The sequence below is a fragment of the Devosia sp. SL43 genome (assembly GCF_021729885.1).
GTDB lineage: Bacteria > Pseudomonadota > Alphaproteobacteria > Rhizobiales > Devosiaceae > Devosia.
Genome location: NZ_CP063401.1, coordinates 2,437,936 through 2,461,162 on the forward strand (window position 1 = coordinate 2,437,936; position 23,227 = coordinate 2,461,162).

22 protein-coding genes are annotated in these 23,227 nt (G+C 63.8%); 15 read left to right on the plus strand and 7 right to left on the minus strand.

The window, feature by feature from the left end; all coding sequences use genetic code 11:
- The first annotated feature begins 44 nt into the window (after positions 1-44).
- From IM737_RS11900 to IM737_RS11970, 15 genes are all read left to right on the plus strand, one after another.
- A complete protein-coding gene (locus tag IM737_RS11900) occupies positions 45-575 on the plus strand; it encodes a GNAT family N-acetyltransferase (protein WP_236894145.1) in 531 nt (176 codons plus the stop codon).
- A complete protein-coding gene (locus IM737_RS11905) occupies positions 572-1,090 on the plus strand; it encodes a GNAT family N-acetyltransferase (RefSeq protein ID WP_236894146.1) in 519 nt (172 codons plus the stop codon). Before IM737_RS11900 ends, IM737_RS11905 begins: the two co-directional genes overlap by 4 nt.
- Positions 1,087-1,614, plus strand: a complete 528-nt coding sequence (locus IM737_RS11910) for a GNAT family N-acetyltransferase (RefSeq protein ID WP_236894147.1) — start codon at positions 1,087-1,089, stop codon at positions 1,612-1,614. Before IM737_RS11905 ends, IM737_RS11910 begins: the two co-directional genes overlap by 4 nt.
- The gene (locus IM737_RS11915) at positions 1,611-2,147 is read left to right on the plus strand and encodes a GNAT family N-acetyltransferase (RefSeq protein ID WP_236894148.1); all 537 of its coding nucleotides are present in this window, start codon (positions 1,611-1,613) and stop codon (positions 2,145-2,147) included. Before IM737_RS11910 ends, IM737_RS11915 begins: the two co-directional genes overlap by 4 nt.
- Entirely contained in the window at positions 2,144-3,187 is a 1,044-nt protein-coding gene (obgE, locus tag IM737_RS11920) for a GTPase ObgE (protein WP_236894149.1), read from the plus strand. Before IM737_RS11915 ends, obgE begins: the two co-directional genes overlap by 4 nt.
- Entirely contained in the window at positions 3,187-4,332 is a 1,146-nt protein-coding gene (gene proB, locus IM737_RS11925; protein WP_236894150.1) for a glutamate 5-kinase, read from the plus strand. The genes obgE and proB overlap by 1 nt, the downstream gene beginning before the upstream one ends.
- A complete protein-coding gene (locus IM737_RS11930) occupies positions 4,319-5,599 on the plus strand; it encodes a glutamate-5-semialdehyde dehydrogenase (protein ID WP_236894151.1) in 1,281 nt (426 codons plus the stop codon). Before proB ends, IM737_RS11930 begins: the two co-directional genes overlap by 14 nt.
- 48 nt (positions 5,600-5,647) lie before the next feature.
- A complete protein-coding gene (locus IM737_RS11935; RefSeq protein ID WP_236894152.1) occupies positions 5,648-6,247 on the plus strand; it encodes a nicotinate-nucleotide adenylyltransferase in 600 nt (199 codons plus the stop codon).
- 177 nt (positions 6,248-6,424) lie between these two features.
- Positions 6,425-6,817: a ribosome silencing factor gene (gene rsfS / locus IM737_RS11940; RefSeq protein WP_236894153.1), complete on the plus strand. Its 393-nt coding sequence runs from the start codon at positions 6,425-6,427 to the stop codon at positions 6,815-6,817.
- 9 nt (positions 6,818-6,826) lie between these two features.
- Positions 6,827-7,309, plus strand: a complete 483-nt coding sequence (gene rlmH / locus IM737_RS11945) for a 23S rRNA (pseudouridine(1915)-N(3))-methyltransferase RlmH (RefSeq protein WP_236894154.1) — start codon at positions 6,827-6,829, stop codon at positions 7,307-7,309.
- Between the two features lie 109 nt (positions 7,310-7,418).
- Positions 7,419-8,867 carry a murein hydrolase activator EnvC family protein gene (locus IM737_RS11950; protein WP_236894155.1) on the plus strand — a complete coding sequence of 483 codons (1,449 nt, stop codon included), beginning with the start codon at positions 7,419-7,421 and terminating at the stop codon, positions 8,865-8,867.
- A 7-nt stretch (positions 8,868-8,874) separates the two neighbouring features.
- Positions 8,875-10,332 (plus strand): S41 family peptidase, encoded by a 1,458-nt coding sequence (locus tag IM737_RS11955; protein ID WP_236894156.1) that lies wholly within the window; start codon positions 8,875-8,877, stop codon positions 10,330-10,332.
- A 78-nt stretch (positions 10,333-10,410) separates the two neighbouring features.
- A complete protein-coding gene (locus IM737_RS11960; RefSeq protein ID WP_236894157.1) occupies positions 10,411-11,535 on the plus strand; it encodes a divergent polysaccharide deacetylase family protein in 1,125 nt (374 codons plus the stop codon).
- Positions 11,536-11,542: 7 nt separating this feature from the next.
- Positions 11,543-12,082 carry an RNA pyrophosphohydrolase gene (locus IM737_RS11965; protein ID WP_236894158.1) on the plus strand — a complete coding sequence of 180 codons (540 nt, stop codon included), beginning with the start codon at positions 11,543-11,545 and terminating at the stop codon, positions 12,080-12,082.
- A gap of 145 nt (positions 12,083-12,227) precedes the next feature.
- Positions 12,228-12,914, plus strand: coding sequence for an aspartate/glutamate racemase family protein (locus IM737_RS11970; protein ID WP_236894159.1), 687 nt, complete (start codon positions 12,228-12,230; stop codon positions 12,912-12,914).
- Here IM737_RS11970 and IM737_RS11975 read toward each other — a convergent pair.
- The 7 genes from IM737_RS11975 to IM737_RS12005 form a co-directional block, all read right to left on the minus strand.
- Positions 12,911-14,818, minus strand: coding sequence for a methyl-accepting chemotaxis protein (locus IM737_RS11975; protein WP_236894160.1), 1,908 nt, complete (start codon positions 14,816-14,818; stop codon positions 12,911-12,913). The two genes, IM737_RS11970 and IM737_RS11975, sit on opposite strands and share 4 nt — an antisense overlap.
- A gap of 67 nt (positions 14,819-14,885) precedes the next feature.
- Positions 14,886-16,754, minus strand: a complete 1,869-nt coding sequence (locus tag IM737_RS11980; RefSeq protein ID WP_236894161.1) for a methyl-accepting chemotaxis protein — start codon at positions 16,752-16,754, stop codon at positions 14,886-14,888.
- Positions 16,755-16,813: 59 nt separating this feature from the next.
- The gene (locus IM737_RS11985) at positions 16,814-17,410 is read right to left on the minus strand and encodes a hypothetical protein (protein WP_236894162.1); all 597 of its coding nucleotides are present in this window, start codon (positions 17,408-17,410) and stop codon (positions 16,814-16,816) included.
- A gap of 105 nt (positions 17,411-17,515) precedes the next feature.
- Positions 17,516-19,687: a methyl-accepting chemotaxis protein gene (locus IM737_RS11990; RefSeq protein WP_236894163.1), complete on the minus strand. Its 2,172-nt coding sequence runs from the start codon at positions 19,685-19,687 to the stop codon at positions 17,516-17,518.
- Between the two features lie 688 nt (positions 19,688-20,375).
- Entirely contained in the window at positions 20,376-20,801 is a 426-nt protein-coding gene (locus IM737_RS11995; protein ID WP_236894164.1) for a F0F1 ATP synthase subunit epsilon, read from the minus strand.
- Between the two features lie 58 nt (positions 20,802-20,859).
- Positions 20,860-22,299 (minus strand): F0F1 ATP synthase subunit beta, encoded by a 1,440-nt coding sequence (atpD, locus tag IM737_RS12000; RefSeq protein WP_236894165.1) that lies wholly within the window; start codon positions 22,297-22,299, stop codon positions 20,860-20,862.
- A gap of 21 nt (positions 22,300-22,320) precedes the next feature.
- Entirely contained in the window at positions 22,321-23,205 is an 885-nt protein-coding gene (locus tag IM737_RS12005) for a F0F1 ATP synthase subunit gamma (RefSeq protein WP_236894166.1), read from the minus strand.
- Between the last annotated feature and the right edge of the window lie 22 nt (positions 23,206-23,227).

Sequence of the window (23,227 nt, forward strand, 5' to 3'; positions counted from 1 at the left end):
AACCGGTCCGCCGGTTCCCCTTTTCGCATTCTGGAACACGTAAAATGGACAGCATCAAGGACCGCCTCCCCGCCTCGATCACGACGGATCGCCTTGAGCTGACCACCCCGACCATGGCGCATGCGTCCGCTATCGCACGCCTCGCCAACAACCGGCGTGTGCATGAGATGATGGCGCGGTTGCCGTTTCCATATACCGACGCCGATGCACGCTTCTTCATCGAAGAGATCGTACCGACCGAGACCGAGCATTGCCTGGCCATAATGCTGGGCGGCGTTGAGTTCATAGGCATTGTCGGCCTGAGCTTTGGCGACGATCCGGCGCCCGAGCTTGGCTATTGGCTGGGCGAGCCCTATTGGGGCCATGGCTACGCGACCGAAGCGGCGATAGCGCTTGTCGCTGCGACCAGAAGCGCCGGATACGCAGCCCTGCGGTCGCGCGCTTTGCTGCACAATGCGCGCTCGCGCAACGTGCTGCGCAAGGCCGGCTTCACCGAAATCGGCGAGGCAACCGAAGCCACCAACAATCTTGCTGGGCAGCAGATGATGCTGATGCGGTTGGAGTTCGACAGATGATGCCGATCCACACGCAGCGTCTGATCCTGCGGGAATGCACGCTCGACGACGCGCCCTGCTATGCGCTTGGCGTCGGCGAATATGAGGTGGCCCGTTTCCTGACGCCGGTGCCCTATCCCTATACTTTGGCCATGGCCATCGACTGGTTGCGCCAGGCCCGGCCGGCGACGCCGGAAAAGTCCATGCTGATCGTCGATCTGCCCGGCAAGGGCGTGATCGGCTGCGTGTCGCTGCTCTCGGAACTGGGTTTCTGGATCGCGCGGCCGCACTGGAACAGGGGTTATGTGACCGAGGCGGCAACCGCCCTGCTGGACTGGCATTTTGCTGGTACCGATGCACAATCGGTGCCGGCAAGCGCGCATCACAACAATGTCGCCTCGCTTGCCGTGCAGAAGAAGCTCGGTTTTGTGACAACGGGACGAGAAATGCGGTTCAGCCAGACGTTGCAGCACAATGTCGAGCATGTGGTGACCAGCCTGTCGCGACAGGCCTGGCAGGCACGAGGTGCGCGATGACGCTTAAGCACCAGCTGCCCGAGACGGTTCGGACCGAACGGCTGACGCTGCGCGCGCCGGAGCCGAGCGACGTAGCCGATTTGGTCGCCATGGCCAACAATGCCAATGTATTCGCGACGACGGCCACCCTGCCCTTCCCCTATACGGTCGCGCATGCTGAAGGGTTTGTCGCCAACGCGGCGGCCAACCCTGACGTCAAAGCCTATGTGATAACGAGCGACGATGACCGGCCTATGGGCGTGATCTCGTTCAAGCTTGCGGCCGGGCCCTTGCCTGAACTGGGCTACTGGCTGGGCGAACCGCATTGGGGCAAGGGCATCGTCACCGAGGCCGCTATCGGCTTGCTGGCGGCGGTGGGGGACACTCCCGAATTCGCCGAGGTCGATGCGCGCGTGCTGGAAAGCAATATCGCATCGGTTCGCGTGCTGGAAAAGGCCGGATTCGTCCTGTTCGAATGCTTGGCCGGCATATTGGAGCGCCATCGCGGCAAGCCCATCTTCCTCATGCGGTGGAGGCGCAGATGAACGTCACACTCCGTACACCCCGTTTCATCCTGCGCCAGCCGCAGGTGGGTGATGCCGAGCCGATCGCCCGCTTCCTCAACGACTTCGCCGTGTCGGGCAATCTGGCGCGCGTACCGTTTCCCTATCACCTGAGCGATGCCAAGGCCTGGCTGCGCACCCGCGTGCCCGGCCTGCCGGTGGAAAACAGCAACTTCGCCATCGAACTCCCCGGCGAAGGGCTGGCCGGCCATGTTGGTTTCCACCCCGGTCCGCAGGGACCGGTGCTGGGCTACTGGCTGGGCCAGCCGTTCTGGAATCGCGGCATCATGACCGAAGCGGTCATTGCCAGCCTCGACTGGTTCTTTTCCGCCAGCCAGGCACCTGCAGTCTATTCGGGCGTCTTCCACTTCAATGCGGCATCGCTCGCCATTCAAACCAAGCTCGGATTTACCCAAACCGGGCGCTCCACCCTGCTCTGCCTTGCGCGCGGCGCCGAGGTGGAGCATATCGACACAATCATGACGCGTAGCGTCTGGAAGGCCAGACCGAAATGAAATTTCTCGACCAAGCCAAGGTTTTTGTCCGCTCCGGCGATGGCGGGGGCGGCTCCGTGTCGTTCCTGCGCGAAAAGTTCGTCGAATTCGGCGGCCCCAATGGCGGCAATGGCGGACGTGGCGGCGATATTGTCGTCGAATGCGTCGACGGCCTCAACACGCTGATCGACTATCGCTACCAGCAGCACTTCAAGGCGGATACAGGCACCCATGGCATGGGCAAGGACCGGGCCGGGGCCAATGGCGAGCCGACGGTGCTGCGTGTGCCCGTGGGCACCCAGATCTTCGAGGACGACAACGAAACGCTGATCGCCGACATGACCGAAGTCGGCCAGCGCATCGTGCTGCTCAGTGGCGGCAATGGCGGCTTCGGCAATGCGCATTTCAAGACCAGCTCCAACCAGGCGCCGCGTCACGCCAATCCGGGCATGCCCGGCGTCGAAAAGTGGATCTGGCTGCGTCTTAAGCTGATTGCCGATGCCGGACTTGTCGGCCAGCCCAATGCGGGCAAATCGACCTTCCTCGCCGCCGTTTCGGCAGCCAAGCCCAAGATTGCCGCCTATCCGTTCACGACGCTGCACCCCAATCTGGGTGTTGTGTCGATTGGCGAGCGCGATTTTGTTTTGGCCGATATTCCCGGCCTGATCGAAGGGGCCAGCGAAGGCATCGGCATCGGGGACCGGTTTCTGGGCCATATCGAACGCTGCGGTGTGCTCATCCATCTGATCGATGGGACGCAGGACGACGTCAAGCACCTCTATACCAGCGTGCGCCATGAACTGGCTGCCTATGACGAAAGGCTCGGCGAGAAGCCGGAAATCGTGGTGCTCAACAAAGTCGACGCCATCGAGCCCGACGATCTCAAGGAAAAACTCAAGATCCTCAAGAAGGTCAGCAAGCAGGATGTATTGCTGGTCTCAGGCGTCACCGGCAAGGGCACCGACATGGTGCTCTATAAGGTCATCGAGACGCTGGACGCAGAAAAGGCAGCCAGGCTCGAGGCTGCGCGGCGCAAGATCGAGCCGAACTGGGCCCCCTGATGAGCGCCAATGCCCTCGCGCCCTATAGGCGCCTGACCATCAAGATCGGCTCAGCCTTGCTTGTCGACAAGACCGGCAAGCTGCGCGCTGCGTGGCTGGCCGATCTGGCCGCCGACATCGCTGTGCTGAAGGCAGGTGGTTGCGAGGTGGTGATCGTGTCCTCGGGTGCGATCGCGCTGGGGCGCGGGCTGCTGGGATTGTCGGCGGTGGCACTGACGCTGGAGCAGTCGCAGGCGGCGGCGAGCGCGGGACAGATTGCGCTGAGCCAGGCCTGGGCGGAGGCGCTGGGACGGCATGAGATCGTGACGGGTCAGATTCTGATCACACCCAACATCACCGAAGAACGGCGCTACTATCTCAACGCCCGCACCACCATCGCGACGTTGCTGGGGCTGGGCGCCATTCCGATCATCAACGAGAATGACTCGGTGGCCACGGCGGAAATCCGCTATGGCGACAACGATCGGCTGTCGGCGCGCGTCGCCACCATGATCGAGGCCGATTGCCTGGTGCTGTTGTCGGATGTCGACGGACTCTATACCGCGCCGCCGGCCAAGGACCCCAATGCCAGCCACCTGCCGGTGGTCAAGGCGATCACATCAGCCATCGAAGCCATGGCGGGTGGGGCGGCGAGCCACCTGTCGCGCGGCGGCATGACCACCAAGGTCGAAGCCGGAAAGATCGCGACGCAGGCCGGCACGGCGATGATCATCGCCAAGGGCACCGAAGCCCATCCGCTCAAGGCGCTGACCGAGGGCGGGCGGCATACGCTATTCCTGCCCGCACAGAGCCGGGCACAGGCGCGCAAGCGCTGGATCATGGGCACACTGGCCGTATCGGGCACGTTGCAGGTCGATGCCGGTGCGGCGCGGGCTTTGCTGACCGGCAAATCGCTGCTGCCGATTGGCGTCACCAAAGTCACCGGTGAATTCGAGCGTGGCGATGCCATCGCTGTGACCAACCCTGACGGCGTCGAGATCGCTCGCGCCCTGGTCGGGCTCGATAGCGATGAGGCGCGGCTGGTGATGGGCAAGCGCAGTGACGCGGTGGTGGAACTGCTAGGCGCCGGCAACCGCGCCGCGCTGGTGCATCGCGACAATATGGTGCTGGTTGGCGCCCAGGAGGACAGCAATGAGCGCGCTTGAGGCTGAACAGTCCGTGACACAGATCATGGCCGAGATCGGCCGCAACGCCCGGATCGGCGCCAAGGCGTTGGCCATTGCCACGCCCGAGCAGAAACGTCGCGCGCTGGCTGTTGCGGCGGGCGCAATCAACGCGCATCGCAAGGCGATCCTCGCCGCCAATGCGCAGGACATGGCGGCAGCCGGGGTCAAGGGCATTTCCAAGGCCTTCCTCGATCGCCTGCTGCTGACGGATGCGCGCATCGATGGCATCGTCGAGGCGGTCAAGACCATTGCCGAGCTGCCCGATCCGGTCGGCGCCACCATTGCCGAATGGGACCGGCCCAACGGCCTTCATATCGAGCGCGTGCGCACGCCGCTTGGTGTCATCGGCGTGATCTTCGAGTCCCGGCCCAACGTCACCGCCGATGCCGGCGCGCTCTGCATCAAATCGGGCAATGCGGTGATCCTGCGCGGCGGCAGCGACAGTTTTCATTCGAGCAAGGCCATCGTCGAATGCATGCTGGACGGACTGCATGCCGCCGGGTTGCCGGTGGAGTGCCTGCAGCTCGTGCCCACCACCGATCGCGCCGCCGTCGGCGAAATGCTGCGCGGGCTCGACGGCAATATCGACGTCATCGTGCCGCGCGGCGGCAAGACACTCGTCGCCCGTGTGCAGGACGAGGCGCGCGTGCCGGTCTTTGCCCATCTTGAGGGGCTGGTGCATGTCTATATCGACAAGACGGCCGACCTGGAGAAAGCGGTCAATGTCACGCTCAACGCCAAGATGCGGCGGACGGGTGTGTGTGGCGCGGCCGAGACACTGCTGGTGCACAAGGATGTGGTCGCGACCCATCTCAAGCCCATCATCGAAGCGCTGATATCGAAGGGCTGCGAGATTCGCGGCGATGCGCAGGTCATGTCGCTGATCCCGACCGCCAGGCCCGCGACCGAGGAAGATTGGCGCACCGAATATGAGGATGCCATCATCTCGGTGAAGGTGGTCGACAGCGTCGAGGCCGCGATCGCCCATATCGAGCGCTATTCGAGCCACCACACCGAGGCGATCATCTCGGAAGATGCAGCTTCGGTCGAAAAGTTCTTCAACCAGATCGACTCGGCCATCCTGCTCCACAATGCCTCGACCCAGTTCGCCGATGGCGGCGAGTTCGGCTTTGGCGGCGAAATCGGCATTGCCACCGGCAAGATGCATGCCCGCGGGCCTGTTGGCGTCGAGCAGCTGACGAGCTTCAAATACCGCATCCGCGGCAATGGCCAGACGAGACCCTGATCCCTTTTGACCCTGCGCCATCCCATCCGCATCCCCGGAATAACCGAAATGCCGCCTTCCGGGGCCGGCATGCGCATCGGTCTGTTCGGCGGCAGCTTCAATCCGATCCATGAGGGGCATCGGCTGGTCGCCGAGGAGACCTTGCGCCGGCTGGAGCTGGACCAGCTCTGGGTGCTGGTGACGCCGGGCAACCCGCTCAAGAGCCACAGCGAGCTGGCGCCATTGGCCGATCGGGTCGCGGCGGCGCGGGCACTGCTCGACCATCCGCGCATCCGCGTCACCGGTTTTGAGGCGGCGCATGGCTTCACCTATTCCTGGCAGACCATCCGTTTCCTCACTGGCGCCATGCCCGACCGGCGCTTCGTCTGGATCATGGGGGCGGACAATCTGGTGCAGTTCCACCGCTGGGAACGCTGGCGCGATATCGCCGCCATGGTGCCCATGGCGGTCTATGTCCGGCCCGGCTCCGGCTCGCGCGCCCCGGTCTCGCCGGCAGCCCAGGCGCTGGCTCGCTGGCGCCTCGATGAGGACGATGCCGGCCGCCTCGCCATGCTGCCGGCACCGGCCTGGGTGTACCTGCATGGCAGGCAATCCCAGCTTTCGTCTTCGGCGATAAGGGCAAGGCGGCAACACGTTAAGTCAAAGTGAAGGCCCAATCTTGCGAAACCGTCATCAAACGCGCATATTGTAGTGCGTGATTTATAGTCACCAGAACAGGACTGAGTGCTTGTCGTTTGCCAAACGCCTGCAACATTCCGATCAACAACCAAGGATGCTGATCCCCCGCATGACCCATGCAACTGCATGGGCGGAAGGCCATTGCTGATGGCCGCGCTGCCCGAGAACACCGCCACCCGCCCCGAAGCGCCCGTCGCTGCCCCGGACCGTTCCATGATCGATGTGATCCTCACCTGCCTTGACGATGCCAAGGCCGAGGAAATCGTCGCCGTGGACATTACCGGCAAGTCGTCGCTGGCCGACCACATGGTCGTCGCCTCCGGCCGCAGCCAGCGCCATGTCGGCGCCGTCGCCGACCAGATGGTCACCGCCTTGCGCGAAGCCGGTTACGGCAAGCCGCGCATCGAGGGCCTGCCCCATTGCGACTGGGTGCTGGTGGATGCCGGCGACGTCATCGTCCACATCTTCCGCCCGGAAGTGCGCGAGTTCTACAATATCGAAAAGATGTGGCAGGCCGATTTCGCGGCCGACGCGCACTAAGCTTTTCGCATGCGGATCACGATCGCGGCTGTCGGCCGAATGAAGGCCGGGCCGGAGCGGGAGCTGGTCGCCCGCTATCTTGATCGCGCCGTCGGTGGCGGCAAGCCACTGGCGCTTGTTGGTTTCGACGTCATCGAACTCAGCGAATCGCGCGCCTCCTCTTCGGCCAGCCGCAAGGCCGACGAGGCCAAGGCCCTGCGCGCTGCTTTGCCCGACGGCATTGTCGTGGCGCTCGACGAGCGCGGCAAAGCCATCGGCTCGGAGGCCTTCGCCAAACAAATTCTCCGCTGGCGCGACGACGGCCGCCCGGCCGTCAGCTTCATCATCGGTGGCGCCGACGGCATCGATCCCGACTTCGTCAAATCCGCCGACCTCGTGCTGAGCTTCTCGCCCATGGTCTGGCCGCATCAACTGGTCCGCATCATGCTGGCCGAGCAGCTGTATCGAACGACCACGATCCTGAGCGGACATCCGTACCATCGCGGCGATTGACCGACAGGCAATCACCACATGGTTAAGCAACGTTAACCTGTGCTTTCCGGCGGGCTTGCTATGGTGCGCGGATTGATTCGGGTGCGTTGCGCCCCCTGCTGGAGACATCATGGCGCTGAGGCCGGGCAAGAGAGTGGGTCTGTTGTTGACCAGCGCACTGCTGGCGGGCATTTCGACCCTGCCATTGCTGGCGCAGAGCGAGACCGCAACACCCCCAGTCGACACGCCCGTAGCCCCCGAGGCAAGCCCGGCTGCACCTGCCGTTGCTGACCCGGTGGCGCCGGTGGCCCAGCCGGTTGAGAATGCGCCGGACCAGCCCGCTACGCCCGCCGCAACTCCAGCTGCCGTCCCCGCCGATCCGGTCGCTGCCCAAACCGACCTCGAAACCGTCGAATCCTCGATCACACTCAGCCAGACCCGCATTGACGAGCTCAAGGCCGAGATCGCGGCGATGGAGGGCGATCGGACCAAGCAGAATGCGGCCCTGATCGCTGCCGCCCAGCGCGTCAAGCTGGCCGAGATCGAAGTGGCCGATGTCGAGGAGCGGCTGTCGACGCTGATTGTCGACGAGCTGCAGGTGCGCGGTCGCCTCGATGGCTCCAATGCCGAGATTGCCAATGTGCTGGCAGCGCTGGAGCGCATCTCGCTCAATCCGCCACCCGCCCTGATCGTCGACCCCGCCGACGCCCTGGGCTCGGCCCGCAGCGCCATCCTGATATCAGCCATCGTACCGCAATTGCGGGCCAAGGCCGACTCCGTCACCGCCGATCTCAAGGCCCTGACCGACATCAAGATCGCGGCTTTGGCGGAAGAGGCGACGCTCAAGGCTAACTATTCGGTGCTCGAGGAAGAGCAACTCCGCATTGCCACTCTGATCGCGGCCCGCAAGCAAGGCATTGGTGTGCGCACCGCCCAGCTGGAGGCCGAAGAGGCCGAGGCCGTGGCGCTTGCTGCGCGGGCGACGACGCTCAAGGACCTCATTGACAGCCTTTCGGCCCAAGTGACCTCGGTCTCCACGGCCGTCGCCGCATCCAACGCCGCCGTCGATCCCGACGCCCCGGTCATGACCGCCGAGGCGATCCAGGTCGCCCTCGCAAATTCCGCCCGCACCGAGCCGGCTGTCCCCTTCGGCGCCGCCAAGGGCTATCTCACCATGCCGGCCAATGGCGTCAATGTCGTCGATTTCGGCGCTGGCGACGGCTTTGGCGGCATCAGCCAGGGCATTTCCGTGGTCACCCGCGCCGAGGCGCAGGTGGTGGCGCCAGCCGACGGCTGGGTGCTCTACAAGGGCCCCTACCTTAATTACGGCCAGATCATCATCCTCAATACCGGGCAGAACTACACCGCTTTGCTCGCTGGCCTTGAAACCATCACCGTCGATATCGGCCAGTTCGTCCAGATGGGCATGCCGCTAGGCACCATGGGATCACGCACAATTGGCCGCACGGTGACCACCAATGCTGGCGCTGACCAGCCGACCCTCTATATTGAACTCCGACAAAACAACGAGCCCGTCGATCCCACCGGATGGTGGGCGACCCCGACACAGAGTGGATAGAACCCTCATGCGCCTTACTCCCCTTCGCGCCCTCGCCGTTATCCTGGCGCTGTCGCTGCCCGTCGGCCTGCTGATCGCTCAGGAAGAGCCGGCGCCGACACCCGCCGAGGAAACGCCGGTTCCGACCGAAGCGCCTGCGCCGCCGGCCGAACAACCGGCAGAACCCGCACCCGGCGGCGAAGAGCCCGAACCGACTCCGGCCGAGGAAGCCGCCGCGCCGCGCGATCCGCTCGAAATCTATGCCGACCTCAACCTGTTCGGCGAAATCTTCGACCGCATTCGGGCAGAGTATGTCGATCCGCCGGACGAGCAGGAGCTGATCCGCGCCGCCATCCAGGGCATGCTGACCTCGCTCGACCCCCATTCCGGCTATCTGCCGCCGGCCGACTATGACGACATGCGCGAGGATACCTCGGGCGAGTTCGGGGGCCTCGGCATCGAAGTCACCATGGAAGAGGGCGTGATCAAGGTCGTCTCGCCTATCGATGACACGCCCGCCGCCAAGGCCGGAATCATGGCCAACGACTTTATCGTCGAGATCGACGGCGTGCAGGTGCAGGGCCAGACGCTGGACGATTCCGTCGCCAAGATGCGTGGCCCGATCGGCACCTCGGTCAAGCTGACCGTGGTCCGCGAAGGCGTCGATGCGCCGCTGACCTTCGAGCTCAACCGCGCCGTCATTGCAATGCGCGCCGTGCGCTGGAGCATGGAAGGCGGCGAAGAGGAGGGCACCGGCGACGTCGCCGTGCTGCGTCTCAGCCGCTTCTCCGAGCAAGCCTTTGTCGGTATCGAGAAGGCCCTCAAGGACATCTATGCCGCCCGTGACGGCGTGGCGCCCAAGGGCATCATCTTGGACCTCCGCAACAATCCCGGTGGCCTGGTCGACCAGTCGGTCTATGTCGCCGACGCCTTCCTCAAGCAGGGCGCCGTCGTCTTGACACGCGGTCGTATCCCCGAGGAAAGCGCCCGCTACGACGCGCAGCCCGACGCGCTCGACGCCCAGATCGCCGATGTGCCGCTGGTGGTGCTGATCAATGGCGGTTCGGCATCGGCCTCCGAAATCGTCGCCGGTGCGCTGCAGGATCACAAGCGCGCCACGCTGGTGGGCACCCGCTCGTTCGGCAAGGGCTCGGTGCAGTCGATCATCTCGCTTGGCCCCGATGGCGCCATGCGGCTGACCACGGCGCGCTACTACACGCCCAACAACCGCTCGATCCAGGCGCTGGGCATCACACCCGATATCGAGATCAAGCAGGTCGTGCCCGAGGAATTCCAAGGTCGCGACGAGATCATCGGCGAGGCCGGTCTTGCCGGTCACATCACGATCGAGGGCCAGGAAGAGACCAGCGTCGGTTCCTCGGTCTATGTGCCGGTGGAGAAGTCCGAGGACACCCAGTTGCAATACGCCATCCGCCTGATCGATGGCGAAGAGACCAACGAGGCCTTCCCGCCCAAGGCGGAATAGGCACTGGCTATGCTATGAAATTGAGGGGCGAGGCGGCTGATTCGCTGCCTTGCCCCTCTCCTCTTTGGGACCATGCCTTTGGCCAATGACCTCAGCACGCCCCTGACCGGCCGCAAGCGCAAACCTGGCGCCAAGCGGCACCTGCCCATCGCGCGCACGTTGTTTGCCGTGCTGGCGTTGATCGGCATAGCCTTTGCCATAAGACTGGTGATGGTGGACGATCCCGATGGTGGCCGGCCCAGCGAGGAGGTGGCTATCACCACCACGCGCAATGCCAACGAAGTGGCCAATGCCGTCTCGACCGAGCCGGTGACCATCACCGCCGATCCGCAGCAATTTCCTGCCGGGAGCTCGATCACCGCAGTCGATCCCGGCACAAGCAGCGCCGGTTCGATATCGGGCCTTCCCGACATGTTCGGCGCCCTGCCCGATCTGAGCGAGGAAACGGCAGATGGCCCCATCCCGCGCATCTCTGCCGCGGGGATGAAACCCTTCGACGCCTATGCTCGCCCGGCCGTTGCCGCTGTGGCCAGCGGCAGGCCGATGATCGCTATCGTGGTGACGGGCCTGGGCATCAACGAACAGGGCTCGCTCGATGCCATCGACCAGATGCCCGAGGATGTGACCCTGGCCTTTGCCCCCTATGGCAAGACGCTGACCACCACCGTCGCGGCCGCCCGCGCCGCCGGCCACGAAGTGCTGCTCGAAATTCCGCTCGAGCCGTTCGACTACCCGCAGAACGATCCCGGCCCGCAGACACTGCTGACCGGCGAACCGCCCCGCGCCAATCTCGACAAGCTGTTCTGGCTGATGGCGCGCTTCGGCGGCTACGTTGGTCTGATCAACAATATGGGGGCACGCTTCACCGCTTCCGGAGCCGATTTCTCGCCCGTCATGGAAGAATTGGGCGCGCGCGGGCTTGGCTATCTTGATGACGGCTCGTCCAATCGCTCGCTGGCGCCGCAGCTGGCACAGGGCAATCGCGTGCCATTCTCGCGCGCCGACCTGGTGATCGACGCCAATCCGTCCCGCCAATCCATTCTCGCAGCGCTTGCCAGCCTTGAAGCCAAGGCGGTGGAGAATGGCCACGCAATCGGTATTGTCAGCGCCCTGCCCATATCGATCGCCGCTGTTTCGGAATGGTCGCGCGAACTCGAAGCCAAGGGCATCATGCTGGTCCCGGCCAGCGCTCTCATGAAATAGGTTTGCCATGTCCACCCAGCGCCCCGACCGCCAGACCCTGCCCTATCGCGACTGTGTCGGTGTTGCTGTGTTCAACAGCCAGGGCAATGTCTTCATCGGCCGTCGCAAGCCGGACGAGAGCACCGAGGATCGCTCGGAAGTGGAGGCCCCCTGGCAGATGCCGCAGGGCGGCATCGACAAGGGAGAAGACCCGCTGCGCGCCGCTTTGCGCGAGCTGCATGAGGAAACCAATATCGTCTCGGTGAGCCTGCTCGCCGAGGCGCCGGAATGGATCTATTACGACCTGCCCGACGAGGCCCTCGGCATTGCGCTCAAGGGCAAATTCCGCGGCCAGCGCCAACGCTGGTTCGCCTTTGCCTTTACCGGCAAGGACAGCGAGATCGACGTGGCAAATCCCGGTGGCGGCAAAGTGCCGGCCGAATTCGACGCCTGGCGCTGGGAAAAGCTCAGCCGCACCCCGGCGCTGATCGTGCCGTTCAAGAAGGATGCCTATGACAAGGTGGTCGACGCCTTCGCCGATATCCCGCAGCGCTTTACTCACACCTAAACTGCTTCGAGCTTGGCGCCGGGGGCGGCCTGCAACGGGCAATCTCCTGCGCTTCCGGTCCTCACGTACCTGATGTACGCTCCGGTCCGGTTCTCGAAGAGCGCCCGTTTCGACTCGCCCCAACGCCAATCTCAGCGCAGTTACCATGAAAACGATAGGCCTCATCGGCGGCATGAGTTGGGAATCGACCGCCCACTATTACCGCGTGCTCAACCAGGAAACGGCGGCCCGGCTGGGCGGCCTGCACTCGGCGCCTGTGATCGTCCATTCGGTGGACTTTGCGCCAATCGCCGCGATGCAGTCGGCTGGCGACTGGGACGGCGCCGGGCAAGAACTGGCGCGGATTGCGCGCGGTTTGCAGACGGCCGGCGCCGAGGTGATTGGGCTGGCCACCAATACGATGCATATCGTCGCCGATCAGATCACCGCCGCCATTGATGTACCCTTCGTCCACATCGCCGACCCCACAAGCGATGCCCTGTTGGCGGATGGCTTTGCCACGGTGGGCCTCCTGGGCACCCGCTTCACCATGGAAATGGGCTTTTACAAGAACCGATTGGCCGAGCGCGGACTGACCGCGCTGATCCCCGAGGTCGATCGGACCAATCTTAACGGCATCATCTATGAGGAACTCTGCCGCGGCATTATCCGCGACGAGTCGCGGCATATCTACGTCACGGCCATCGAACGACTGGCGGCGCGCGGCGCCGAAGCGGTGATCTTGGGCTGCACCGAAATCACCATGCTGATCGACGATGCCGTAAGCCCGCTGCCGGTCTACGACACCACCGATCTCCACGCCAAGGCGCTGGTCGAGGCCGCGCTGACCTAAGCCGCGCGACGCCCGGACTGCACATTGCCGATCTGGAAGACCGCCACGATGCGGTCGAGCTCGCTGGCCTGGCCTTCGGTCTGTTCGATCGCCGCATTGGTTTGTTCGACCAAGGCGGCGTTGTGCTGGGTCATCTCGTCCATGGTGCGGACAGCGATGTTGACCTCTTCGATTGCCGAAGCCTGTTCGCGGCTGGCCCGGGCAATCGCATCGAGCGCCTGGTGGTTGTCGGTCACCGAGGCCAGCATATCGGCCAGCTTCTCGGCGGCTTCCGACACAAGCTTGGAGCCGCCCGCCACTTCATTGACCGACTGCTCGATCAGCGCCTTGATGTCGGACGAGGCAGACGCCGCCGACTGTGCCAGACGGCGCACTTCCACGGCCACGACGGCAAAACCCTTGCCGGCATCGCCGGCACGGGCCGCTTCCACCGAGGCGTTGAGCGCCAGCAGATTGGTCTGGAAGGCAATATCGTCGATCAGCCCGATGATGTTGGAGATCTTCGTCGAGCTCTCGGTGATGCGCTCCATGGCGGCAGTTGCCTTGCTCATCACCGCGCCACCCTCTTCGGCACTGCGCGACACGCCACCGGCCTGACGGCTGGCAGCTTCAGCCTTGGCAGCATTGTCGACCACCGTGGACGACAGCTGCTCCATTGCGGCCGAGGTCTCTTCGATCGTCGCGGCCTGCTTGGTGGTGCGTTCGCTCAGATCGTTTGCACCCGACAGGATCTCGCCGGTCGCGGTCTTGAGGGCGGACGAGGTGCCGCGCAGTTGGGTGACGATATCGGTCAGCCGGTCGGCCACCGCGTTGGTATCGTCCTTGAGGCGTCCGAAGGCGCCCTGATAAGCGCCGCGCACGCGCTGGTCGAGCTCGGCCCGCGCCAACGCACCCAGCACGCTGCTGGTCTCGTTGAGGCCGCTATCGACCACACCAACCAAATTGTTGACCGCACCGGCCACCTCGCGCAGCTCGCCATCCTCGAAGCCGGCATCGACACGGCGCGAGAAATCGCCGTTGGCGGCGGCGCCGACCACTTCGGCTAGGCTCCGGTTGAGCTGCAGCGACTGGCTGGCACGGCGGGCGTTGAGTTCGGCCGCTGTATCGGCATTGGCAGTGAGTTCGGCGCGGCTGCGCAAGGCATCGCGGAACACGCCGAGCGTGACAGCCATGGTGGCAATCTCGTTCACTGGCTGGTGTTCGGGGACCGGCACGTCAAGTTTGCCATCGGCCAGGCCTTGCATGCTCGAGGTCATGGCGGACATCGGCGCGATCACGAAGCGGCGGCTCAGCAGCAGCATGGCACCGGCCAACAGCAATATCGTCACCATGCCGACAACGTTGGCGATGCGCGACATCAGGATGGCCGAGGCCACAGCCTCGCCATTGCGTGTGTTGCCGGCTTCAATCGTGTCGGAAACGCTTTCCATTGCACCTTCAAGGTCACCGAAGCTGGTCTCGAAGCCGGCGAGCGCCACCTTGGCGCCGTCAATGTCGCCACCGGTCGACTGGGCGACAATGGCCTGCGACGAAGCGATATAGGCCTGCAGCACGGTCGCCACGCCATCAAGGGCTGCCCGAATATCGGCCGGCAAGGCCAGCGCCTTCTGGGCGTCGATGGCGGCAATGAAATTGTCGCCATATTCAACGATTTCGGCCTGGGTCTCGGCGGCAATGGCAGCGTCACCGGTACTCGCCGCATAAAGCGAGCGATAGACCACGCCCCGCATGGCGTCGTGCATCATGTCGGCAAACATCTGTTCGCGCATGGAGTGCATCAGCGTGGCCGATTCGGTACTGGTGGCCTCGAAGGCTCGGCCTACATAGTAGCTTGAGCCCACAAGCAGGGTGCCGGTGACGAGAACGGCGCCGCAAACGCCGGCCACAATGGTCGCAAACTTCATTTGGTGACGCCCTCGTTTCAGTTTGGGTCAGTATGGACCTAACTGCTTAACGAATAGGCAACCATGATCAGGCGGCGCGTCGGCCCCGGATCGGCGTTGCTTCTTCGTCAAGCGTGAATACATCGACAATACGGTCGAGCTCGCTCGCCTGTCCTTCGGTCTGTTCGATGGCGGCATTGGTCTCTTCCACCAAAGCCGCATTGTGCTGGGTCATCTCGTCGAGCTGGCGCACCGCGATATTGACCTCGTCGATAGCCGAAGCCTGTTCTCGGCTGGCCTGGGCAATGCCCTCGAGCAGAACGGTGTTCTCACGAACGGCATCACGCACGCCGTCAAGACGGCCAGCCGCTTCGGCAACAAGCCGCGAGCCGGCAGCCACTTCGCTGGTCGAGCGTTCGATGAGCTGCTTGATCTCTGCGGATGCACCGGCGGCAGACTGCGCCAGGCGACGCACTTCGACGGCCACCACGGCAAAACCCTTGCCGGCATCGCCAGCTCGGGCCGCTTCCACGGACGCATTGAGGGCCAGCAGGTTGGTCTGGAAAGCGATGTCGTCGATCAGCCCGATAATATTGGAGATCTTGGCCGAGCTTTCGGTGATGCGCACCATGGCCTCGTTGGCCTGGCTCATCACGGTGCCGCCGGCTTCGGCAGAGCGCGAGACGGCTTCAGCCTTGCTGCTGGCTTCGGCAGCATGGACCGCGTTCTGTTCGACGGTGCCGGCAAGCTGCTCGACAGCAGCCGAAGTCTCCTCGATGGTCGCGGCCTGCCGCGTCGTGCGTTCGGAAAGGTCATTAGCGCCGGTGAGAATTTCACTAGTGGCGGTCTTGAGCGCGCGCGAGGTCTGGCGCAGTTGGGTGACGATATGCGTGAGCTGTTCGCCCACCTGATTGGTGCTGTCCTTGAGGGCACCAAAGGCACCACGATAGTCGCCGGTCATGCGGACCGTCAGATTGGTGGTAGCAAGCGCGGCCAATACCCGTCCGGTTTCCGCCAGACCCGTATCAACCGTGGCGACCAGTTCGTTGACGCTGGCAGCCAGATCGTTGAGTTCGTCGTCAGGGAAGCTGGCATCGACGCGCCGCGTGAAGTCACCCGCCACTGCTGCGTCGACCACCTCGCCAAAGGCGGCGCGCAGCGACGACATCATGGCGGCACGTTCGCTGGCGACCCGGCTACGCTGCTGCGTTTCGGCCAAGCCCATCTCACCAACCTTGACGCCATTGTCCCTGAACACTGCCACGGCGCGGGCCATCTCGCCCAGCTCGTCTTTGCGGGTCATAGCCGGCACGGCTTCGACCGATGCCGGATCCTGCGCGATCTGGGTCGCGGCCCGGACCAGGCCCAGCAGCGGTCCGGTGACTGTGAGACGGATGAAGAAATAGAGGGCGATGATCATCGCCGCGATGACGGCGACGCCGACCATTGCCGCAGTAATCACGGTCTGGCCTTGTCGCGCCAGGCTCTCGGTCATATCCCACGCAAAGGCGGCGGTGCCAACCACGGCCTTGTCCGGCCCGAACCGAGCGGGCACTGCCACATAGATGATAGCGCCCTGGGAGTGCGCCTCGACAGCGCCACTGGCCAGGGCCTTGGCAGCCACGCCGTCCAGAGCGGCGGTATGGTCCGCACCATCGGCGGTCGCCGCGATCATGGCGCCCTGCGGGTCGTAGCTGGCACCGGCGGCGAACTGCGCGCCGAGCGAGGTCTCAAGGCCATCGTAGACGGCCAGAACCGTATCGGCCTTGCCGAAACGGATGCCACCAGCAAGCTGCTCGGTGCCGGCAATCGACACTGTGACATTAGCCTGCTCCAGTTCACTCTTGAGCAAGTTGGCGTTCTGGCTGGTAACGGCGTAGCTGATGGCGGCGGAGCCGACGATCAGCGCCAACAGCACGAGGCCGACGATCTTGCGGGCGAGAGTGAGCTTGAACATGTGCAGGTCTCTAGGCGGAGAAAGGGCACGGCCGCCAGTCAGTGGCGGCCGTAGAGGGATCAGAGCATGGAAACGTCGACGCCCACGGTGATGGCGCCGATAACCGCGCCGGTAGCCGGGTCGGTGATCGGTACAGACACCTGGCTCTGGAATATCTGGGTGCTTTCGTCCTGCTCGATCTCGCCGATATGGACGGCATCGGCACCGGCGCCGAAGCTGGCGGTGAACTTGTCTTCGTCGCCCTGCCAGTAGTCGGAGGTCAGCGTGCTCTGGCCAACATTGAGGCCCTTGGCATCCATGGCGAAGATTTCGGTGTACTTGCCAGCCGAGGCTTCCTGTACGCCGGCCAGATACTGCGAGGCAGCATTGGCCAGGGTGGCATCGATCAGCGGCTTGCTGGCAGCGCCCACTTCAGCGCGCCACTGCGTATCGAGCGCGTCTATCTGAGCCTGGTCATAAGCACCGGTAACGGCATTCTGCGCCGCGATAGCGGCAATCAGCGCCGGGTCGCTTGCGAAGGCAGCGATTTCGCCCTTGGCCAGCTCGGTCAGCGGCGCGGTGAATTCGTCCTGGGCGAAAGTTGCCGTGCCCAGTGACAGCACGGCGGCAAGGCCAAGGCCCATCAGGGCCGGACGCAAAAGGGTATGCATAGTCATCAGCTCATCTCCTCCGCCGCGCAATGAGCAACGGCTTTGGAGATGAGTATTGGCCACTACAGTAAAGAGTCGGTGAATTCCCTTAGTCGTAGAAGTTTAGAAACGTCATGCCGCGCGGTATCTGGGTCTTTCTTGGCCCGTCAAAGATGTTTGACCATCGGACAAAACGAAGATGTCGACGATGCCATCAAGCGTCCGGGCTTCCGCCTCAGTCTGCTCGATTGCCGCATTGGTCTCTTCCACCAGCGCCGCATTGTGCTGGGTCATCTCGTCGAGCACACGCACCGCGCCAGACACCTCCTCGATCGACGAAGCCTGGTCGCGACTGGCGCGGGCAATGGCCTGGACCAGCGCGCTGTTCTCGCGAGCCGCTTCCAGCATCTCGGCAAGGCGCGTCGCAGCATCGGACACCAGCTTGCTGCCGCCGCGGACTTCGCTGGCCGATTGCTCAACCAGGGTTTTGACATCGGCCGAGGCACTGGCCGCCGATTGGGCCAGGCGTCGCACTTCCACCGCCACCACAGCAAAGCCCTTGCCGGCATCACCAGCTCGAGCCGCCTCGACCGAGGCATTGAGCGCCAGCAAGTTGGTCTGGAAGGCAATATCGTCGATCAACCCGATGATATTGGAGATTTTCGCCGAGGACTGCGTGATGCGCTCCATGGCGGCATTGGCCTCGGTCATCACAGTGCCGCTTTCACCGGCGGTCTTGGACACGGCCATGGCCTTGCTGGCGGCATCGTCGGCCATGCGGGAATTGCCTGCCACCGTGCCGGCCAGCTGTTCCATGGCCGCCGAGGTTTCCTCGATGGTGGCGGCCTGCCTTGTGGTGCGCTCGGAGAGGTCGTTGGCGCCGCTGAGGATTTCGCCGGTCGCGGAGCGGAGCGAACGAGAGGTGGTGCGCAGCTGGCTCACCACGTCGGCAAATCGCGCGACGGTGCCATTGAGGGCATGGCGCAGCTCTTCAAATTCGGGCTGGAAGGCAGTCTCGATACTCTGCGTCAGGTCGCCCTTGGCCAGTTCGACTAGGCTCGCGCCCACGCTGGCCACCGCCTGCCGGCGCGCTGTGACATCGGTAGCGAACTGCACGACCTTGTAGGGCACGCCATCGAGCCCCAGGATCGGGCTGAACGTGCTCTGGATCCAGACCTCGCGGCCATCACGGGTCCGGCGGCGATATTCGCCGCTCTTGAACTGGCCCGCCGCCAGGTCGAGCCAGAATTGGCGGTAACTGGCTGACGTTGGCTCGGCATCGAACAGGAATTGCGCGTTGGGACGGCCGGCAATGTCGGCCAGCCGGTAGCCGAGCAGCTCCAGGAAGTTTTCATTGGCGGTGATCACGTCGCCGGTCATGGTGAACTCCACCACCATCTGCGACATAGAAATCGCGTTGAGCTGGCCTGTATGATCGGCGGCGGTCACCAAGTGGCGGCCGGTCTCTTCACCGAGCTCGGCGACGCGCTGCGAGTTGGTGCGGAACACTTCGACCGCACGCGCCATTGCGCCGATCTCGTTACGATTGCCGGTATAGGGGACCTCCGTCTGGAGCTCGCCCTCGGCGATGGCGCTCATCACCCCGGACAGGCGGGGGATCGGTCGCGTCAGGGCCCGCGACAACAGCAGCGCGATGACGCCCATGATCAGCAGCGCAGCGCCGCCGACGGCTACCAGGATGACAAGGTTCTGGCCGATCACGGCCTCGATCGGCGCCCGCGCGACGGCCACCAGCATGGCGCCGATGACCGTGCCATCGGCCATGGCAATGGGTTGATAGCGCGTGAAATAGCCGACGCCGTTGATGGTCTCTTCGGCCTGGACCGGCGTATTGGCCATCATCGCGTCGAACAGCGGTGTGCCGGCAAGGATCGGTGTGTCGAGCTGGCGCTCGCCGTCAGCCTTGAGCAGGCTCGATGTGCCGACCACGAGGTCGGGGCTGACTTCGGTATTGTAGACATAGACGGCGGCATCCTGCCCGGCCACCCGGGCTATGGTGTCGATCACGTCATGCGTGCGGAAGCGTGGCATGGAGCGCATGGTGAGCGCTGCGACATTGCCGGCCTCGTCGGAGGTAATTTCGAGGCTTGGCAGGTTGACCTGGAGGATGGATGTGCTGATGCGCGTAGCGCTGGCCACTTCATGGACCGCGTCGGCGCTGGCGGTATTGGAGAGACTGATAAAGAGCCCGGCGATCACTGCCGCGATGGCAATCGCCAGCGAGCAGATCGACATGGAGGCAATGGCAAAGGTGAGGCGAATATTGCCGAGCAGCGAACCCATTCTGTGTCTCCGGTAAGCCGGCGTCCTTCTGGACGCACTTTGCCTCTTCCCCGGCAGGCAGAGTGCCTTGTCTTCCTTAAGCGAGTGTTGATATTTGCATTTTTCGCATGCGGATCAATGAGTTGCTTAAATCTTGTGCACCCAACGACTTAGCGGTGAAGTCGCGTGCCAAAGCGCCGCCTGTGACGCGGTTATCGAATGGCGACGCATGCCAAGATGGCAGCGAGGGCGGGCCCCGAGGCGGCTTTCGCCCCTGAGTTTTAGTTTAGTGAGACGATCACCGCCTCGGGGTGCCGGTTTTTGGAACGTTTCCGGCGGCGGGAGGTCATAGCCTCTCACGGCCGAAACGCGAACCTGTGGGAGAAGGCAAAATCCCCACCCGACTCACCCCACCACTGTTCGCCTGCAGGCCGCCGTGTGGAGTGATGGGGAGAGTGTCGCACGGGTTTAGGGGGTGGGGAGAAGATGGATAAGTTGGGCCTCCGAGTGTGTGGCCCCAAGGGGGAGGTGTCCGCTCCACTCGTTTAGCTCGATGCAGTTCAACACACAGAACGGCACCTCCCCCTTGAAGGGGGAGGATGGGAGGGGGTGGTGGGTTGGACCCGATACCAGTGTCGTCGTTGGCTCGATCAAAGCAAAACGCCCGCGGATCGCTCCACGGGCGTTTCAAAATCCAGTAGCGCTGTCCTTAGTGGACGTGGCCGCCGTTGATCTGGCCGGCTTCGATGGCCAGGTTCAGCAGCGCCGAGACGATTTCCTGGGCGTAGGACTTGTCTTCCGGCGTCGCGGCGGTGGCCAGCTCGGCTTCGGCAGCCTTGATCTGGGCAGCGAGGTCGGCGTGATCGAATTCGGCGAAAGGCGAAGACTGTTCGGCCAGGATCGTCAGGCCCTCGGGAGAGACGTCGGCAAAACCGCCCTTGACGAAGTAGATCGCGTCCTGGCCGTTGAGGCCATTGACGGTGATGAAACCGGGACGCAGCGTCGTCATGAACGGCGCATGGTCGTCCATCACGGTGAAATAGCCTTCGGTGCCCGGAACGGTGACCGAGGTCACGACTTCCGACAGCACCAGCCGCTCGGGCGACACGATCTCGATCTTGAGGCCATCAGCCATTGTTTGGGTCCCTTAGCGGAAGAGAGGCTCGCCGCGTGCGACGAGCCCGATTGGTAGATTAGGCAGCCTGAGCAGCCAGCTTCTGGGCCTTCTTGACGGCGTCTTCGATGGTGCCGACCATGTAGAAGGCAGCTTCCGGCAGGTGATCGTATTCACCCTTAACCAGGCCAGCAAAGCCCTTGATGGTGTCTTCAAGCTGCACGAACACGCCCGGCGAGCCGGTGAACACTTCGGCCACGTCGAAAGGCTGGCTCATGAAGCGCTCGATTTTACGAGCGCGAGCAACCGTGAGCTTGTCCTCTTCGGAGAGCTCGTCCATGCCCAGGATGGCGATGATGTCCTGCAGCGCCTTGTACTTCTGCAGCACTTCCTGCACGCGGCGGGCAGTGTCGTAGTGCTCCTGGCCAACGACCGACGCATCGAGGATGCGCGAGTTGGAAGCCAGCGGATCCACGGCCGGGTAGATGCCCTTTTCCGAGATGGCGCGGTTCAGCACGGTCGTCGCGTCAAGGTGGGCGAACGAGGTCGCCGGTGCCGGGTCGGTCAAGTCGTCGGCGGGCACGTAAACGGCCTGCACCGAGGTGATCGAACCCTTGTTGGTGGTGGTGATGCGTTCCTGCATCTGGCCCATGTCGGTGGCCAGCGTCGGCTGGTAACCCACGGCCGATGGAATGCGACCCAGCAGAGCCGACATTTCGGCGCCGGCCTGGGTGAAGCGGAAGATGTTATCCACGAAGAACAGCACGTCCTGGCCCTGGTCGCGGAAGTTCTCGGCGACGGTGAGACCGGTCAGCGCGACGCGGGCACGGGCGCCCGGCGGCTCGTTCATCTGGCCGAACACCAGGGCGCACTTGGAGCCGGCAGCCGAGCCACCGTTCTCATGCGGGTCCTTGTTCACGCCCGATTCGATCATTTCGTGGTAGAGGTCATTGCCTTCGCGGGTGCGTTCACCCACGCCAGCGAACACCGAATAACCACCGTGTGCCTTGGCGACGTTGTTGATCAGTTCCTGGATCAGCACGGTCTTGCCCACGCCGGCGCCGCCGAACAGGCCGATCTTGCCGCCGCGTGCATAGGGAGCGATCAGGTCCACAACCTTGATGCCGGTCACCAGAACCTGGCTCTCGGGGGACTGGTCGACGAAAGCCGGGGCTTCCTGGTGGATTTCGCGCTTGGCGGTCTCGCCGATCGGGCCGGCTTCGTCGATCGGCTCGCCAATGACGTTCATGATGCGGCCGAGGGTTTCAAGACCAACCGGGACCGAGATGGCCGCGCCGGTGTCGCTGACTTCGGCGCCGCGAACCAGACCTTCGGTCGTGTCCATGGCGATGGTGCGCACGGTGTTTTCACCCAGATGCTGCGCCACTTCCAGAACCAGGCGCTGACCGTTGTTGACGGTTTCGAGCGCGTTGAGAATTGCGGGCAGGTGACCGTCAAACGTGACGTCGACGACGGCGCCGATGACCTGCGATACGCGACCGGCCTTTTTGTCTGCCATTTGTTCGTCCTCGCTTGTGCGTTAGAGCGCTTCCGCGCCCGAAATGATTTCGATGAGTTCTTTGGTGATCTGGGCCTGGCGCTGGCGGTTATAGCTCAGCTGCAACTTGCCGATCATTTCGCCGGCGTTGCGGGTGGCATTGTCCATCGCGGACATCTGCGCACCGTAGAACGAGGCGGAGTTTTCGAGCAAAGCGCGCAGGACCTGCACGGCAATATTGCGCGGCAGCAGATCTTCGACGATCGCCTCTTCGCTCGGCTCGTATTCATAGGGCACGGCCGAGGTCTCGGCAGCGCCTTCGGCCTTGGCAGGGAGCTTGGCTGGGATGATCTGCTGGGCCGTCGGCACCTGGCTGATCACGCTGCCGAACTTGGCGAAGTAAAGCGTCGCCACGTCGAACTCGCCGGCATTGAACATATCGAGCACCTTGTCCGCCACCAGCTTAGCCTGGGTAAACCCAACCTGCTTGATTTCGCGGAAGTTGAAGGTGTCGACGATCAGTTCGGGATACTGGCGCTTGAGAATATCGTTGCCCTTGCGGCCAACGGTCAGGATCTTGACTGTCTTGCCCTGGCTCAGCAGCTTGGCGGCATGCTCACGCGCCAGGCGGGCGATCGACGAGTTGAAACCGCCGGCCAGGCCGCGCTCACCGGTGGCGACCACCAGCAGATGCACCTGATCCTTGCCCGTGCCGCCAAGCAGCACAGGAGCGTTTTCCTGACCGTCATAGACCGCGCCGAGAGCAGCCAGCACCTTGCCCATGCGTTCGGCATAGGGACGCGCCGCTTCGGCCGCTTCCTGGGCACGGCGGAGCTTGGCCGCCGCGACCATCTGCATGGCCTTGGTGATCTTCTGGGTCGATTTGACCGAGTCGATCCGGTTCTTCAGGTCCTTTAGCGAAGGCATGGGCCTAAGATCTCCTGCTGGC

Coding starts and splice junctions, on each gene's coding strand:
- IM737_RS11900 (WP_236894145.1), top strand. CDS start 45: ATGGACAGCATCAAGGACCGCCTCCCCGCCTCGATCACGACGGATCGC.
- IM737_RS11905 (WP_236894146.1), top strand. CDS start 572: ATGATGCCGATCCACACGCAGCGTCTGATCCTGCGGGAATGCACGCTC.
- IM737_RS11910 (WP_236894147.1), top strand. CDS start 1,087: ATGACGCTTAAGCACCAGCTGCCCGAGACGGTTCGGACCGAACGGCTG.
- IM737_RS11915 (WP_236894148.1), top strand. CDS start 1,611: ATGAACGTCACACTCCGTACACCCCGTTTCATCCTGCGCCAGCCGCAG.
- obgE (WP_236894149.1), top strand. CDS start 2,144: ATGAAATTTCTCGACCAAGCCAAGGTTTTTGTCCGCTCCGGCGATGGC.
- proB (WP_236894150.1), top strand. CDS start 3,187: ATGAGCGCCAATGCCCTCGCGCCCTATAGGCGCCTGACCATCAAGATC.
- IM737_RS11930 (WP_236894151.1), top strand. CDS start 4,319: ATGAGCGCGCTTGAGGCTGAACAGTCCGTGACACAGATCATGGCCGAG.
- IM737_RS11935 (WP_236894152.1), top strand. CDS start 5,648: ATGCCGCCTTCCGGGGCCGGCATGCGCATCGGTCTGTTCGGCGGCAGC.
- rsfS (WP_236894153.1), top strand. CDS start 6,425: ATGGCCGCGCTGCCCGAGAACACCGCCACCCGCCCCGAAGCGCCCGTC.
- rlmH (WP_236894154.1), top strand. CDS start 6,827: ATGCGGATCACGATCGCGGCTGTCGGCCGAATGAAGGCCGGGCCGGAG.
- IM737_RS11950 (WP_236894155.1), top strand. CDS start 7,419: ATGGCGCTGAGGCCGGGCAAGAGAGTGGGTCTGTTGTTGACCAGCGCA.
- IM737_RS11955 (WP_236894156.1), top strand. CDS start 8,875: ATGCGCCTTACTCCCCTTCGCGCCCTCGCCGTTATCCTGGCGCTGTCG.
- IM737_RS11965 (WP_236894158.1), top strand. CDS start 11,543: ATGTCCACCCAGCGCCCCGACCGCCAGACCCTGCCCTATCGCGACTGT.
- IM737_RS11970 (WP_236894159.1), top strand. CDS start 12,228: ATGAAAACGATAGGCCTCATCGGCGGCATGAGTTGGGAATCGACCGCC.
- IM737_RS11975 (WP_236894160.1), bottom strand. CDS start 14,818: ATGAAGTTTGCGACCATTGTGGCCGGCGTTTGCGGCGCCGTTCTCGTC.
- IM737_RS11980 (WP_236894161.1), bottom strand. CDS start 16,754: ATGTTCAAGCTCACTCTCGCCCGCAAGATCGTCGGCCTCGTGCTGTTG.
- IM737_RS11985 (WP_236894162.1), bottom strand. CDS start 17,410: ATGACTATGCATACCCTTTTGCGTCCGGCCCTGATGGGCCTTGGCCTT.
- IM737_RS11990 (WP_236894163.1), bottom strand. CDS start 19,687: ATGGGTTCGCTGCTCGGCAATATTCGCCTCACCTTTGCCATTGCCTCC.
- IM737_RS11995 (WP_236894164.1), bottom strand. CDS start 20,801: ATGGCTGATGGCCTCAAGATCGAGATCGTGTCGCCCGAGCGGCTGGTG.
- atpD (WP_236894165.1), bottom strand. CDS start 22,299: ATGGCAGACAAAAAGGCCGGTCGCGTATCGCAGGTCATCGGCGCCGTC.
- IM737_RS12005 (WP_236894166.1), bottom strand. CDS start 23,205: ATGCCTTCGCTAAAGGACCTGAAGAACCGGATCGACTCGGTCAAATCG.